Below are 15748 nucleotides of genomic sequence, written 5' to 3' on the forward strand. Positions count from 1 at the left end.
CCGGCAACCCTCAACGCCTGCTCACCCGACCCACACCCGCGCATTGCGGAACATCCGCAGCCACGGCGAATCGTCCGGCCAGCCGGCCGGGTGCCAGCTGTGGTTGGCGCTGCGCGGGGTACGCTCCGGATGCGGCATCAGGATCGTCGCGCGGCCATCGTCGCTGGTCAGGCCGGTGATGCCGTCGGGCGAACCGTTCGGATTCAGCGGATACGTCGTCGCGACGGCACCGTCGCCATCCACGTAGCGCAACGCCACGCGCGCAGCCGCCTGGTCGACCGCACCGGCGAACGACGCTCGGCCTTCGCCATGCGCCACCGCGACCGGGATGCGCGAGCCGGCCATGCCGCGGAAGAACACCGACGGCGATTCCTGAACTTCCAGCAGCGCCACGCGCGCCTCGAACTGCTCGCTCTGGTTGCGCAGGAACTGCGGCCAGTGCTGCGCACCGGGAATGATGTCCTTCAGCTGGCTCATCATCTGGCAGCCGTTGCAGACGCCCAGCGAGAACGTGTCGGTCCGCGCGAAGAACGCCGCGAACGCGTCGCGCAGGGCGGAACGCTCGAGGATCGAGGTCGCCCAGCCGCGGCCCGCACCCAGTACGTCGCCGTAGCTGAAGCCGCCGCACGCGGCCAAGCCGCTGAAGCCGTCCAGCGCGACGCGGCCACTGATCAGGTCGCTCATGTGCACGTCGAACGCGTCGAAGCCGGCGCGGGTGAACGCGGACGCCATCTCGATCTGTCCGTTGACGCCCTGCTCGCGCAGGATCGCGACCTTCGGCCGCTTGCCGGTGGCGATGAACGGGGCGGCGATGTCGTCGCCGGCGTCGAAGGAGAGCTTCGGCTTCAGCCCGGTGCGGCCGAACTGGCGCGCGGTATCGCGCTCCTCGTCGGCGGCGTCCGGGTTGTCGCGCAGCTTCTGCATCGCGTGCGTGACGGACCACCAGGCATCGAACAGTTCTTCCCAGCGCCATTCCGCCAGCACGTCGCCGTCCTGCTGCACACGTATCGTGGACGCCGTGGTCGGGCGTGCGATGCGCTGTGCGCACTCGGTCAGCGCATGACGCTCGACCAGGTCGGCGAACGCCGCACGGTCCTCGTCGGCCACCTGCACCACCGCACCGAGTTCCTCGGCGAACAGCGTGCGGAAGGCGTCATCGCCCCAGCCGTCGAGGTTGATGTCCAGGCCGCGATGCGAGGCGAACGCCATTTCGCACAGCGCCGCGAAGGCGCCACCGTCGCTGCGGTCGTGGTAGGCCAGCAACAGGCCGGCCTCGCGCGCATCGGCGATCAGGTGGAAGAAATCGCGCAGGCGCTGCGGATCGTCGAGGTCCGGCACGCTTTCGTCGCGATCGTCGCCGGCGAACGCCGGCCACGCACCGTCGCCGCCGGACTGTGGATACACCTGCGCCAGCACCGAACCGCCGAGGCGCTTCTTGCCGGCACCCAGACCGATCAGCCACAGTTCGCTGTCGTCCTCGCGCGACAGCAACGGCGTCAGCTGCTGGCGCACGTCGGTGACCGGCGCGAACGCACTGATGATGAGGGAGACGGGGGAGACGGACTTGTGCGTTTCGCCGGGAATGGGGAGTGGGGAATGGGGAATGGAGAAAGCGACATCTCCGGTGGCCGACGCTTCCTGCTCCTGCCCACTCCCGATTCCCGATTCCCGATTCCCGACCTGCCACTGCGCCTGCATCGACAGCGAGTCCTTGCCGACCGGGATGCTGATATCCAGGTCCGGACACAGTTCCATGCCGACGGCCTTCACCGCATCGAACAGCAGCGCGTCTTCGCCCGGGTGGCCGGCAGCGGCCATCCAGTTGGCGGACAGCTTGACCCGGTGCAGCGATTCGACCGGCGCGGCGCACAGGTTGGTGATCGCTTCGCCGACCGCCATGCGGGCGGCGGCGGCGGCGTCCAGCAATGCCAGAGGCGTGCGTTCGCCGATCGCCATCGCTTCGCCGACGAAGCCTTCGTAACCACTCAGCGTGATGGCGCAGTCGGCGACCGGCATCTGCCACGGGCCGACCAGCTGGTCGCGCGCGGTCAGGCCGCCGACGCTGCGGTCGCCGATGGTGATGAGGAACTGCTTTGATGCGACGGTCGGATGTGCGAGCACGCGAAGGCCGGCTTCGTGCAGGTCCAGGCCTTCCGTCTGCAGCGCGGGCCACCTGGGTGCCGGCGGGTGCGCGGTGTCGCGATGCATCTTCGGGGCCTTGCCGAACAGCACGTCCATCGGCAGGTCGATGGGATACGCCCCTCTCCCCTCGGCGACCGAAGGAAGTCCCTGTGGGAGAGAGGGGTTGGGGTGAGGGTTCGGCGGAGTAGAGCTGCCGGAGGGAATCGCGGACGCGGCAACATCCGCGATGCGCTGTTCTCCGGACTTCGTCGCACCCTCATCCGCCCTCCGGGCACCTTCTCCCGATGGGAGAAGGGAAGGATCATTCAACGCGCCATACCCGACCACCAACCGCTCTTCCTTCGTCGCCACGCCCACGGCCGCGAAAGGACACCGCTCGCGCTCGCAGATTGCCGCGAACTCGGCCAATCGCGCCTGCGGCACGCCGAGCACGTAGCGCTCCTGCGATTCGTTGCACCACAGCTGCATCGGCGACAGCGAAGGATCGTCGCTGGGCACCTTGGCCAGGTCGATCACGCCGCCCACGCCGGAGTCGTGCAGCAGCTCGGGAATCGCGTTGGACAGGCCGCCCGCGCCGACGTCATGGAACCACAGGATCGGGTTGTCCGTGCCCATCGCCACGCAGCGGTCGATGACCTCCTGGCAGCGGCGCTCCATTTCCGGGTTGTCGCGCTGCACGCTGGCGAAATCGAGTTCCTCCGCGCTTTCGCCGGACGCCACCGAGCTGGCGGCACCACCGCCCAGGCCGATCAGCATCGCCGGTCCGCCGAGCACGATCACCGCGTCGCCGTCGGACAGCGTCCGCTTCTCCACCTGGATGCGGTCGATGGCGCCCAGACCACCGGCCAGCATGATCGGCTTGTCGTAGGCGCGCGTCAGGCCCGCGCCTTCCGGCAGTTCAAAGCTGCGGAAATAGCCGAGCAGGTTGGGTCGGCCGAACTCGTTGTTGAACGCGGCGCCGCCGAGCGGGCCGTCGAGCATGATCTCCAGCGCCGGCGCCATGCGCGGGTTCAGCGCGCGCGGCGCCTCCCACGGCTGCGGCAGCGTGGGAATGCGCAGGTGCGAGACCGAGAACCCGGTCAGGCCGGCCTTCGGCTTGCCGCCGCGGCCGGTCGCGCCTTCGTCGCGGATCTCGCCGCCGGCACCGGTGCTGGCACCGGGGAATGGCGCGATTGCGGTCGGGTGGTTGTGCGTTTCGACCTTGATGCAGAACGCCGAATCCAGCGTCGCCTCGAGGCGGTACTGGCCGCTGCCGTCGGGACGGAAGCGCGCCGCAGGATAGCCTTCCACCACCGCGGCGTTGTCGCTGTACGCGCTGAGCGTGTGCTCCGGCGTCTGCGCGTGGGTGTGCTTGATCATCCGGAACAGGGAGCGGTCCTGGTCCTTGCCGTCGATGGTCCAGCTGGCGTTGAAGATCTTGTGGCGGCAGTGCTCGGAATTCGCCTGCGCGAACATCATCAGCTCGACATCCGACGGATCGCGGCCGAGTTCGGTATAGCGCTCGCGCAGGTAGTCGATCTCGTCGTCGGCAAGGGCCAGGCCGAGGCGGGTGTTGGCGGCTTCCAGCTGCGCCAGCGGAATGCGCTCGAGTTCGCCACGCGTGGGCGCGGTGAACAGCGCCGACGCCTGTTCGCGCGTGGCGAGCAGCGACTGCGTCATCGGGTCGTGCAGCGCCTTCGCCAGCGCCGGCTGGTCGTCATTCCAGCCCTCCAGATCGATGCGCAGGCCGCGCTCGACGCGCTTCACCGGCTGGCCGGCGCCGCGCAGCAGTTCGGTGGCCTTGCTCGCCCAGGGCGACAGCGTGCCCAGTCGCGGGGTGACGAAGCGCGACACCGCGCCGTCGGCCAGCGTCTCGTCCTGGTCGCCGGCATGCAGGATGCGGCGCAGCGTGGCCAGGTCCGGCGTGGCGCCGGCCTCGGGTTCGATGAAGTAGACGTGCCAGGCGCCGCGGATGCGGACGCCCGAAGCAATCGACTGGAGCCTGGATTCGAGCCGCGCGCGGCGGAAGTGCGACAAGGCCGGTTGGCCTTCGAGGACGATCATGTCCGGAACCGTGGGGGCGTGCCGTCAGGACGGGGCCCGCTATTGTAGCGAAGCCGGCGCGGGGCCGGCTTCGTTTCGGATCAGGGAGCGGCACCTGCGGCGGCGGCCGGGGCCTTTTTCGCGGCCAGTTCGTCCAGTTTGGCCCGCAGCGCGGTCGGCGGCAGGTAACCGCCCAGCTGGATGCCTTCAGCCGAGAAGATCGCCGGGGTACCGCTCACGCCGACGCGCTGGCCGACGTCGAACTCCATGGTCACGGGGTTCTTGCAGTCGCGCGACGGGATCGACTTGCCGGCCTTGGCGTCGGTCAGCGCGCGCTTGCGGTCCGGGGCGCACCAGACCGAGATCATGTCCTTGTGGTCCTGGCTGCCCAGGCCCATGCGCGGGAACGCGAGGTATTCCACCGCGATGCCCTGGCGGTTGATCTCGGCGATCTCCTCGTGGAGCTTGCGGCAGTAGCCGCACTCGATGTCGGTGAACACGGTGACCGTGTACTTGGCGTTCGGCGGCGCGAACACGATCTTCTCGCCATGCGGGATGGTGGCGATGAGCTTGGTGCGGTACTGCGCCAGCGCAGCGCTGTTCTGCATCACGTCTTCCTGCTGCTGCAGGTCGATCACCGCGCCCTGCATCAGGTAACGGCCGTCGTCGCTGATGTACAGCAGCTGCCCGCCGGCGATCACCTCGCGGAAGCCCGGCAGCGGGGCCGCGCCGACATAATCGACCTGGGCACGCGGGTTGAGCTGCGCCACCGCGGAGCGCGCGCGCTCATCCGGCGTGGCGCCCTGTCCCGGCTTCAACTGGGGGGCCGGGGCCGGCGCGGCGGCGGCCTCCTGCTTGGCGGGCGGCTGCGGGGCCTGGGCGCAGGCAGTCAGGCTCAGGGCACCCAGCAGGGCGGCGGTGATCAGGCGAGGCATCAAGGGCATCCGGGAGTGGCCGCAGGGCGGCTGGCTGGCAGGAACAGGCCGCGATTCTGGCACAGGGCGGCGGCGGGGCGGCTTAACCGTGCGCCAGCGTGACATGGCTCACGCGCGCGGATGGTGCCGCCCATGCAGCTGTTTGAGGTGTTCGCGCGCGACCAGCGTGTAGATCTGGGTGGTCGACAGCGAGCTGTGCCCCAGCAGCAATTGCAGGGCCCGCAGGTCGGCGCCACGGTTCAGCAGGTGGGTGGCGAAGCTGTGCCGCAGCCCGTGCGGGCTGATGCGGACCGGATCGATCCCGGCCGCGGCGGCATAGCGCTTCACCAAGGCCCAGAACTGCTGCCGGGTCGGTGGCTCGGCGGTGGCACCGACGAACAGGAACGGGACGCTGCGCTTGCCTGCCAGCGCCGGCCGCGACTGCGCCAGATAGGTTTCCAGCCAGTGCTGGGACTCCTCGCCCAACGGCACCAGCCGGTCCTTGCTGCCCTTGCCGGTGACCCGCAATACGCCCTGCCGAAGGTTGACCGCCGTCGCCGGCAGCGTGACCAGTTCGCTGACCCGCAGGCCGGCCGCGTACATCAGCTCCAGCATGGCGCGGTCGCGCAGCCCTAGCGGCGAGGCGATGTCCGGTGCGGCCAGCAGTGCGTCGATCTCGGTTTCCGCCAGCGCCTTGGGCAGCGAGCGCGGCAGGCGCGGCGGCTCGAGCAGCGCCGTCGGGTCGTCGCGGCGCAGGCCGCGGCGCAGGCGATGGGCGAAGAAGGCACGCAGGGCGGACAGCAGGCGTGCATTGCTGCGTGGCGAATAGCCTTCGCGCGTGCGCCACGCCAGGTAGTCGAACAGCGCGGCACGATCCGCCGCCGCCAGGCCGCCCTCGCGACCGTTGCGCCAGCGCGCGAAGCCCTCCAGGTCGCGCCGGTAGCTGTCCAGGGTCGGTCGCGCGAGACCGCTTTCGGCCCAGATGGCGTCGAGGAAAGCCGCGATGTCCGGCGCGTCGGCATCCGGAACAGGTGGCAGGGCGATCGCCTGCTGGCGGCGATCGGCGGGCGTGCGGGCAGTCATGCGGGAAGCTTAGGCGATGCACCCGCTGCCGGGGTGCACCGGCTTCCTGTGGGAGCGACGTCAGTCGCGAAAAGAGGCCCCGCCGGATCGACCATCGCGACTGACGTCGCTCCCACAACACCAAGGGAGGTTGCCTGGGGTTAGCCGGTATCCTGTCGCGATGACGGAACCCGCCTCCACGCCCGAAAAACCCCGTGCCCTGATCGGCTGGCGCCTGCTCGCCCTGCTCTACGATGTCTGGCCGGTGCTGGCGATGTGGCTCGCCGTGGCCATTCCGTTCGTCCTCGTCGACGTGGTGATCAGCGACAACGTCCGCCACAACATCGAGCCCTACAGCCTGATGTGGTGGCTGCTGTGGAGCTGCTGCTGGGGCGTTGCCGGGTTGTACGCCACCTTCAGCTGGCTGCGTGGCGGACAGACCCTGGGCATGCGGCCATGGCGGTTGAAGGTGATCGCGGCCGACGGCGGCGCGCCGACGCTGGCCGCGTTGTGGCGCCGCTATGCACTGGCGACGCTGTCGATGCTGGCCGTGGGCCTGGGCTTCTGGTGGGCATGGCTGGACCGCGACCGGCTGGCCTTCCACGACCGCTTCAGCGGCACGCGCCTGGTGCGGCTGCCGAAGCGCCCGCGTTGAGGCCGCGCGGGTACCGATGAAAGGCATCAGCCACCTGACCTTCATCGTCCGCGATCTCGATCGCATGGCGACGTTCCTGTGCGAGGGTCTGGGCGCGCGGGAGGTGTACGACAGCGCGCACCGGAATTTCTCGCTGTCGCGCGAGAAATTCTTCGTCCTCGGAGACACCTGGCTGGCGGCCATGGAGGGCGAGCCGCCTGCAGAGCGCTCGTACCAGCATGTCGCCTTTGCGGTAAGCGAGCCCGACCTATCCCGCTACCGGGACAGACTCGAGGCGCTTGGCGTCGATATCCGCCCCCCACGCGAACGCGTGGAGGGCGAGGGCCTGTCGCTGTACTTCTACGACTTCGACAATCATCTGTTCGAGTTGCACACCGGCACGCTGGAGCAGCGGCTGGCGCGCTACGCGGACGGGCGATGAAGGCATCCAGGCAGTCCGGATGCGACCAGCGCCGGGCCATGCCCGTCCGCTGACCGATGCATCAGCGGCTCCTGCGCCGGAACATCAGCCAGGAAATGCCCAGCAGGGCGAATGGCGGGATCGCGTAGGCGAGGCGGTAATCGAGCCGGAAGGCGCCGGCCAACCGCACGAACATCGTCTGCAGCACGTAGAAGCCGACCGCGAACACGATGCCGAGGAACAGCCGCTTGCCCGTGCCGCCGCTGCGCAGGCTGCCGAAGGCGAACGGGATGGCGGCCAGGCACAGCGCCAGCACGTTGAGCGGATAGAACCAGCGCGCCCAGTACTGGTCCTCGTAGTCGCGCGCGTCCAGCCCGTTGCGCTTGCGGTAGTCGATGTTCTGGCTCAGCTCGTGGCTGGGCATGTTGCGTGCGCGTACCAGGCTGGACGACAGCACCGCCGCGTCCAGCTCCGACTCCCAGCGCTCGCCCAGCACCGTGGTCTGCACGGCAGAGCGTTCCTTGAAGGTGGTGCGGCGCACGTTCTTCAGCAGCCAGTAGCCGTCCAGGTGTTCGGCGGTGGCGGCATGCGCGATCGAGGCCAGCCGACCGTCGTCGGCCAGCTCGTACATGCGCACGTCGCGCAGCTGCAGCGCCACCTTGCCGTCGGCCTGCGCCTTCTCTTCACCGCTCTGGGCATACAGGAAGGTGTTGCCTTCGCGCGCCCACAGACCCGAGTAGCGGTCCATCGCGACATTGCCGGTGCGCGCGGCCATCTTCAGTACGTCGGCCTGGCGCTGACCCCACGGCCCCAGCGTTTCGCCGCTGAACACCATCAGCACGGTCAGGATGCCCAGCGCCGCGGCGACCGACACGCTCAGGCGCAGGCGCGACAGGCCCAGCGCGCGCAGCGCGGTCAGTTCGGAACTGGCGGCCAACTGGCCCAGGCCCATCAGCGAACCGATCACGGCCGCCGTGGGGAACATCGTGTAGGCACGGCGCGGCACGGTGTACAGCACCCACGCGACCGCATGGCCGAAGGTGTAGTTGCCTGTACCCAGATCGCCGATCTCGCCTGACAGCGCCATCACCACGTCCAGGCCGACGAGCACCGCCCAAGTCAGCAGCACGGTGACCAGAACGACCTGGCCCACGTAGGTGTCGTGCAGGCGCGGCAACAGCCTCATGCGCGCCTCCGCGGCCGCGACAGCTGGCCGTCACGCAGATAGAACCAGAGGCCCGCCGCGAGCAGCGGCAAGGTCAGCCACCACAGGCCGGCCAGGCCCGGCAGCTTGCCGTCGGCCAGCAGTTGGGTGCCATTGAACATCAGGCTGATGCCGACCAGATAGGCCAGGAAGCCCAGCATCACCCGTCCGTAGCGGGTCTGCCGCGGTGAACTGCGCGACAGCGGCAGCGTCAGCAGCGCGAACGCCAGCGCCAGCAGCGGCGGCGTCAGGCGCGCGTGCAACTGCGCGTTCGCATCCGGGCGTGGGTCGGCCAGCAGCTGCGGCGTGGTCAGCAGCTCGGGATCGTCCTTGTCCAGCGTGTCGGCGCGGTCCGGCAGCGCGACCTCGTTGGACTTGTAGCGGATCAGGCGGTAATCCAGCCCCGCACCATCGGGACCCTCGACCCGGAAGCCATCGTCCAGGCGCAGGTAGCGGTTGCGTTCGCCTTCGAAGAACATCTGCCCGGACTTGGCCGTCACCACGTCGATGCGGCCCTCGTTCGCACGATGCATGAACACCTTGCTGAGGCCGGTGCCGTCGGGCGACAGCGCGCTGACGTACACCACGGCACCGCTGGACAGCACGGTGAACTTGCCGGCATCCAGGCCCGACACCACCAGGCTGCGGTTGGCGTGTTCCAGCATGGTCTGCGCGGTACGCAGCGCCCACGGGCCCAGCCACAGCGAGCACAGGCCGACCGCGATCACGACCGGCACCACCAGCATCATCAGCGGCCGCAGCAGGCGGCGCGGCCCGATGCCGGCCGCCGTCAGCACCGCCATTTCCGAATCCCGGTACAGGCGCGAGAACGCCAGCAGCAGGCCCAGCATCAGCGCCAGCGGGATGATGTAGGGCATGTAATTGATGAACTGCAGGCCCAGTTGGGACAACAGCAGCCGCGCCGGCACCTTGCCGTCGGCCACGTCGCCCAGCAGGTCCGCCATCACGCCGCCCACGCTGACCATCAACAGGATGATCAGGGTGGCCAGGAAGCTCTGGGTGAATTCCCGGAAGAGGTAGCGGTCCAGCTTCGGCATCAGGGGGGCTTGATTTACAATCTCGGGCTTGTGCGCCGCATCTGCGGCGGCGGTCTCTGCGGTCCGGGATGGCATCCGCCACCTTCATCCGGCCCGCGATTGTACGTAACTGAACCGGGAATCTGATCAATGACGCTGGAATTCACCCTGAACCATGACGCCCCCGCCCAAGCCGGCGTCGACTGCGTCGTGGTAGGCGCCTACGCCGACAAGAGCCTGACCTCGGCCGGCCAGGCGGTGGACGCGGCCAGCGGTGGCAAGCTGTCGGCGCTGCTGCAGCGGGGCGACATCGGCGGCAAGACCGGCAAGACCACCCTGCTGCACGACCTGCCGGGCGTGACCGCGCCGCGCGTGCTGGTGGTGGGCCTGGGCGAAACCGCCAAGTTCGGCGTGGCGCAGTACCTGAAGGCCATCGGCGATGCCGCACGGACCCTGAAGCTCGGCCCGGTCCGCAGCGCGCTGTTCACCCTCTCGGAAGTGACGGTCAAGGACCGCGACGCAGCGTGGAAGATCCGCCAGGCGGTGATCGCCGCCGACCACGCCTGCTACCGCTACACCGCCACGCTGGGCAAGAAGAAGAACGACGACCCGGGCCTGACGTCCTTCGCCGTCAGCGGCGACGATGAGCAGGCGCTGGCGCAGGGCATCGCGATCGCCGCCGGCGTGCAGGTCACCCGCGAACTGGGCAACCTGCCGCCGAACATCTGCAACCCGGCCTACCTGGCCGAGCAGGCGCAGGCGTTCGCCTCGGAGAACGGCGCCGAAGCCGAGATCCTCGACGAGGCGCAGATGGAAGCGCTGGGCATGGGCTCGCTGCTGGCCGTCGCCCGCGGCTCGGTCAACCGTCCGCGCCTGATCGTGCTCAAGTGGAACGGTGCGACGGATGCCGACGCCAAGCCCTACGTGCTGGTCGGCAAGGGCATCACCTTCGACACCGGCGGCGTCAACCTGAAGACGCAGGGCGGCATCGAGGAAATGAAGTACGACATGCTGGGTGCCGGCAGCGTCATCGGCACCTTCGTGGCCGCCGTGAAGATGAAGCTGCCGCTGAACCTGGTGGTGATCGTGCCGGCGGTGGAGAACGCGATCGACGGCAATGCCTATCGCCCGTCCGACGTCATCACCAGCATGTCCGGCAAGACCATCGAGGTCGGCAACACCGACGCCGAAGGCCGCCTGATCCTGTGCGATGCGCTGACCTACGCCGAGCGCTTCAAGCCGGCCGCGCTGGTCGACGTCGCCACGCTGACCGGCGCCTGCATCGTGGCGCTGGGCCGCTACGCCAGCGGCCTGATGAGCAAGCACGACGACCTCAGCAACGAGCTGCTGGGCGCCGGCGAGACCGTATTCGACCGCGCCTGGCGCCTGCCGCTGTGGGACGAGTACCAGACCCAGCTGGAATCCAGCTTTGCCGACGTCTACAACATCGGCGGCCGCTGGGCCGGCGCGATCACGGCCGGCTGCTTCCTGGCCCGCTTCACCGAAGGCCAGCGCTGGGCGCACCTGGACATCGCCGGCGTGGCCAACGACGAAGGCAAGCGCGGCATGGCCACCGGTCGCCCGGTCGGCCTGCTGAGCCAGTGGCTGCTGGATCGCGCAGGTGGCGCCGCGTGATTCGTGATCTGGTGATTGGTGATTCGCAAGAACTCAGCCATCTCAAGAATCCCGAACGCCATGCCTTGCCCTCGCCAATCACCAATCCCTAATCACGAATCACGGCTCTCATGCGCGCCGACTTCTACCTGATCGCCAAGCCGCGGTTCCTCGAGGAACCGCTGAAGCTGGTCTGCGAACTGGCCCGCAAGGCCTACGACAGCAACCAGTGGACGCTGGTGCTGGCGCGCGATGCGGCGCAGGCGGAGGAACTGGACGAATTGCTGTGGGAGTTCGATCCGGACGCCTACATCCCACACCAGATCGCCGGCGACGAGGAAGACGAGCTGACGCCCGTGCTGATCGCCACGCCCGATATCGATGTGCCGGCGCGGGCGCTGGTGATCAACCTGCGCGACGACGCCTTCACCGGCGCCTGCGAGCGCGTGCTGGAAGTGGTGCCGGCGGATCCGTCCGCACGCGAACCGCTGCGTGAGCGCTGGAAGCAGTACAAGGCGCGCGGCTTTGAAGTGAACAAGCACGACATGTAACACCCGTCATTCCAGCGCAAGCTGGAATCCATTTTGCCGTTGCTGTGGTTCCCGCCAGACAACGCAAAGGCAAGATCAACATGGATCCCGGCGTTCGCCGGGATGACGACTCAAACATTCCCTCGGAATCCCATGACCGACCTCGCCTCCAGCTACGACCCGAAATCCTTCGAATCCCGCCTGTACGCGCAATGGGAGGCCGCCGGCTACTTCACGCCCAGCGGCAAAGGTGAGCCGTACACCGTACTGCTGCCGCCGCCGAACGTCACCGGCACGCTGCACATGGGCCATGCGTTCCAGCACACGCTGATGGACGCGCTGGTGCGCTACCACCGCATGCGCGGCTACGACACGCTGTGGCAGATGGGCACCGACCATGCCGGCATCGCGACCGAGATGGTGGTCAGCCGCAACCTGGCACTGGAAGGCAACGGCGAGACCCGCGACTCGCTGGGCCGCGACGGCTTCATCGCCAAGGTCTGGGAATGGAAGGCACAGTCCGGCGACACCATCGAACGCCAGATGCGCCGCATGGGCGCGTCGGGCGACTGGTCGCGCAGCACGTTCACCATGGACGACGACGCGTCGAAGGCGGTCATCGAGGCCTTCGTGCGCTGGCACCAGCAGGGCCTGATCTACCGCGGCCAGCGCCTGGTCAACTGGGACCCGGTGCTGAAGACGGCGATCTCCGACCTGGAAGTGGAGAACGTCGAGGAAGACGGCTTCCTGTGGTCGATCGAATACCCGCTCGCCGACGGCAGCGGTTCGCTGGTCGTGGCGACGACGCGTCCGGAAACCATGCTCGGCGACACCGCCGTGATGGTGCATCCGGAGGACGAGCGCTACGCGCACCTGATCGGCAGGACGGTGAAGCTGCCGCTGACCGAGCGCGAGATCCCGATCATCGCCGACGACTACGTCGACCGCGAGTTCGGCACCGGCGTGGTGAAGGTGACGCCTGCGCATGACTTCAACGATTACCAGGTCGGCCTGCGCCACAACCTGCCGCTGATCAACCTGCTGACGCCGACCGCGGCGATCAACGAGAACGCGCCGGAGAAGTACCGCGGCCTGGACCGCTACGAGGCGCGCAAGGTGGTGCTCGCGGATCTGGAAGACCTCGGCCTGCTGGTCGAGACCAAGCCGCACAAGCTGCAGGTGCCGCGCGGCGACCGTACCAACCAGGTGATCGAGCCCTACCTGACCGACCAGTGGTTCGTGAAGATGGACGGCCTGGCCAAGCGCGGACTCGAACTCGTCGAGTCCGGAAAGGTGAAATTCGTCCCGCCGAACTGGATCACCCCCTACCGCCACTGGATGGAGAACATCCAGGACTGGTGCATCAGCCGCCAGCTCTGGTGGGGCCACCGCATCCCGGCCTGGTTCGACGAGGCAGGCACCTGCTACGTCGGCCGCGACGAGGCCGAAGCGCGCGCCAAGGCCGGCCTGTCCGCCGATGTCGCGCTGACGCAGGACAGCGACGTGCTGGAGACATGGTTCTCCTCGCAGCTGTGGCCGTTCAGCACGATGGGCTGGCCGGACACCCAGGCGATGGCCGCGCGCGGCTTCGACCGCTACCTGCCGTCGTCGGTGCTGGTCACCGGCTTCGACATCATCTTCTTCTGGGTGGCGCGCATGGTCATGGCCACCGACAGCTTCGTCGGCCAGGTGCCGTTCCGCGACGTCTACATGACCGGCCTGATCCGCGACAAGGACGGCCAGAAGATGTCCAAGTCGAAGGGCAACGTGCTGGACCCGCTCGACATCATCGATGGCATCTCGCTGGAAGACCTGGTGGCCAAGCGCACCGGCGGCCTGATGCAGCCGAAGATGGCCGAGAAGATCGAGAAGGCCACGCGCAAGGAATTCCCGGACGGCATCGTGCCGCACGGCGCCGACGCGCTGCGCTTCACCATCGCCGCGCTGGCGACGCACGGCCGCGACATCAAGTTCGACATGGGCCGCGCCGAGGGCTACAAGAACTTCTGCAACAAGCTGTGGAACGCCACGCGTTTCGTGCTGATGAACACCGACGGCTTCACCGCCAGCGGCGCGCCGCAGCCGAAGACCGATGCCGAGCGCTGGATCCTCTCACGCTTGGCCAAGGTCACCGCCGAGGCGGGCACGCAATTCGCCGCCTACCGCTTCGACCTGCTGTCGCAGGCGCTGTACGAGTTCGCCTGGAACGAGTTCTGCGACTGGTTCGTCGAACTGGCCAAGCCTGCATTGAATGGTGGTGACGCCGCGGCTGCCGACAGCACGCGCCACACGCTGCTGTACGTGCTGGAGTCGTTGCTGCGCCTGCTGCATCCGCTGACCCCGTTCGTCACCGAGGAACTGTGGCAGCAGGTCGCGCCGAAACTGGGCATCGACGGCGGCACCGTGTCGCTGCGCCCCTACCCGGTCTCCAGCGACTTCGCCGGCCAGGATTACGCGCAGGCCGAAGCCGACGTCGAATGGCTGAAGACGATGGTCTCCACGCTGCGCCGCGTGCGCAGCGAACTCAATGTCTCCCCGGGCAAGACCGTCCGCCTGCTGCTGCAGGATGGCAACCCGCAAGACCGCGCCCGCATCGCGCGCTTCGCTTCGTCGCTGTCGTTCCTGCTGAAGCTGGACGACATCGCATGGCTGGACGCGGGCACCGATGCACCCGCCTCCGCGGCTGCCGTGGTCGGTGAGCTGAAGCTGCTGGTGCCGCTGGAAGGCCTGGTCGACCTGGACGCCGAGCGCGCGCGCCTGGACAAGGAGATCGCCCGCGTCGCCGGCGAGAAGGACAAGAGCGAAGCCAAGCTGGCCAAGTTCACCGACAAGGTGCCGCCGGCCGTGGTCGAACAGGAGCGCCAGCGCCTGGTCGACTGGAGCAACCAGCTCGCCGCCCTGCACGGGCAGCGCGCGAAGTTGGGCTGACGACACGCCGTCGTCATCCCGGCGTACGCCGGGATCCACGTTGACGTTGCCGTTGTTTCTTCAGCACAGCCAGAGTCACGAGGGATTCCCGCGTTCGCGGGAATGACGGGCAGATGCCGGCCTGATGGTGCTTCTCCGTCATCCCGGCGAAAGCCGGGATCCCGTGCCCTGGCCTTGAAGCAGCACAGCGTCTTGGTTTTACGGCCGTAAAGTCGCTGGATCCCGGCCTTCGCCGGGATGACGGCCGGATGGTTTTGGCTTGGTGGCGCGATGGCGGGCCAGGGCCCGCCCTATAGCAGCGGCAGCGTGGTGCTGTCGTCGGCAACCCGTCCGATCGCCATCACCAGCGCGTCCTCGCCGCCGTCGCGGGCCGGGCAATGGCACGGACGACGGCCGATCATGGGTCGTAGCGTCGAGCTCGCTCGACGCCGCACGCTTTCGGATGTTCATGGTCCGGCAGGAACGCGGCGGAGCAAGCTCCGCTCTACTCGGTGGCAGCACGACGATGCCATCCCGTCCACGCCCATCCGCCTGCCGACTGCGGCGCCGGGACGGGGCCTTCCCATTGCCAAGGTCCACGGGGGCATCAGGGGATCGACTTCGGCCCTCGCGCGCTAGGGAGGCGGCTTCGAGCCCGGCGGCGCGCGGCCCGCGTGCCGAGCCAGTTTGTCCGCGAGCGCCTCGTTGCCCTGCTTGCGCGCCAGCGTCTCCGCCGTTTCGCCCTGCGCATCGGCCACGCTGAAATCCGCACCACGCTCCGCCAGCGCCGCGACCATGCCGGTACGACCGAACAGCGCCGCGAACATCGCCGCCGTCTGGCCCGCATGGTTGCGCTGGTCCGGGTCGGTGCGCGGATCGGCCAGCAAGCGATGCGCAACCGCGTCCTCGCCACGGAAGATCGCCCCCATCAGCGCCGTGTTGCCGCGTGCGGCATCGGCGGCATTCGGCGACGCGCCCGCCTCGAGCAGGACGTCGACCAGTGCTTCGTGTCCGTAGTACGTCGCCAGGATCAGCAGGGTGGAACCACGCGCATCACGTGCATCCACGTCGACACCCGATGCCAGCGCCATCCGCAATGCATCGACGTCACCCGCACGGACCGCAGCCGCCAGGGCTTCGTCGATCGCCGATGGCGCAACGTGGGCTGCTGGCGGCGCATGGACGGGCGACGCGGCGACCAGCGCGGTCGGAGCCCCGCACAGGCAAGCCGCCACAGCGAGCACGCAGCACAGCGACCTGC

At 68.5% G+C, this 15748-nt stretch carries 11 protein-coding genes; 5 read left to right on the forward strand and 6 right to left on the reverse strand.

Annotated elements, in window-relative coordinates; all coding sequences use genetic code 11:
• Positions 1-21: 21 nt before the first annotated feature.
• The 3 genes from purL to xerD form a co-directional block, all read right to left on the reverse strand.
• Positions 22-4185 carry a phosphoribosylformylglycinamidine synthase gene (gene purL, locus CSC78_RS05640; RefSeq protein WP_162336937.1) on the reverse strand — a complete coding sequence of 1388 codons (4164 nt, stop codon included), beginning with the start codon at positions 4183-4185 and terminating at the stop codon, positions 22-24.
• A gap of 80 nt (positions 4186-4265) precedes the next feature.
• Positions 4266-5099, reverse strand: coding sequence for a DsbC family protein (locus CSC78_RS05645; RefSeq protein ID WP_162336938.1), 834 nt, complete (start codon positions 5097-5099; stop codon positions 4266-4268).
• A gap of 108 nt (positions 5100-5207) precedes the next feature.
• Positions 5208-6161, reverse strand: coding sequence for a site-specific tyrosine recombinase XerD (gene xerD / locus CSC78_RS05650; protein ID WP_162336939.1), 954 nt, complete (start codon positions 6159-6161; stop codon positions 5208-5210).
• 160 nt (positions 6162-6321) lie between these two features.
• Here xerD and CSC78_RS05655 point away from each other — a divergent pair, with 160 nt between their 5' ends.
• Entirely contained in the window at positions 6322-6795 is a 474-nt protein-coding gene (locus CSC78_RS05655) for an RDD family protein (RefSeq protein WP_162336940.1), read from the forward strand.
• A gap of 16 nt (positions 6796-6811) precedes the next feature.
• Positions 6812-7216: a FosX/FosE/FosI family fosfomycin resistance hydrolase gene (gene fosX, locus CSC78_RS05660; RefSeq protein WP_162336941.1), complete on the forward strand. Its 405-nt coding sequence runs from the start codon at positions 6812-6814 to the stop codon at positions 7214-7216.
• Positions 7217-7277: 61 nt separating this feature from the next.
• Here the strand turns inward: fosX and lptG are convergent, their stop codons facing one another.
• Positions 7278-8381, reverse strand: a complete 1104-nt coding sequence (lptG, locus tag CSC78_RS05665; protein ID WP_162336942.1) for an LPS export ABC transporter permease LptG — start codon at positions 8379-8381, stop codon at positions 7278-7280.
• Positions 8378-9457 (reverse strand): LPS export ABC transporter permease LptF, encoded by a 1080-nt coding sequence (gene lptF / locus CSC78_RS05670; RefSeq protein WP_162336943.1) that lies wholly within the window; start codon positions 9455-9457, stop codon positions 8378-8380. Before lptF ends, lptG begins: the two co-directional genes overlap by 4 nt.
• A 129-nt stretch (positions 9458-9586) precedes the next feature.
• Between lptF and CSC78_RS05675 the strand changes: the two genes are divergently transcribed.
• From CSC78_RS05675 to CSC78_RS05685, 3 genes are all read left to right on the forward strand, one after another.
• Positions 9587-11071: a leucyl aminopeptidase gene (locus tag CSC78_RS05675; RefSeq protein WP_162336944.1), complete on the forward strand. Its 1485-nt coding sequence runs from the start codon at positions 9587-9589 to the stop codon at positions 11069-11071.
• 110 nt (positions 11072-11181) lie between these two features.
• Positions 11182-11601: a DNA polymerase III subunit chi gene (locus CSC78_RS05680; protein WP_162336945.1), complete on the forward strand. Its 420-nt coding sequence runs from the start codon at positions 11182-11184 to the stop codon at positions 11599-11601.
• A 132-nt stretch (positions 11602-11733) separates the two neighbouring features.
• Entirely contained in the window at positions 11734-14508 is a 2775-nt protein-coding gene (locus CSC78_RS05685; RefSeq protein ID WP_162336946.1) for a valine--tRNA ligase, read from the forward strand.
• Between the two features lie 614 nt (positions 14509-15122).
• Here the strand turns inward: CSC78_RS05685 and CSC78_RS05695 are convergent.
• A complete protein-coding gene (locus tag CSC78_RS05695; RefSeq protein ID WP_162336947.1) occupies positions 15123-15731 on the reverse strand; it encodes an ankyrin repeat domain-containing protein in 609 nt (202 codons plus the stop codon).
• Positions 15732-15748: the final 17 nt, after the last annotated feature.

The sequence above is a fragment of the Pseudoxanthomonas japonensis genome (genome assembly GCF_010093445.1).
In the GTDB taxonomy this organism is placed as follows: Bacteria; Pseudomonadota; Gammaproteobacteria; order Xanthomonadales; family Xanthomonadaceae; genus Pseudoxanthomonas_A; species Pseudoxanthomonas_A japonensis.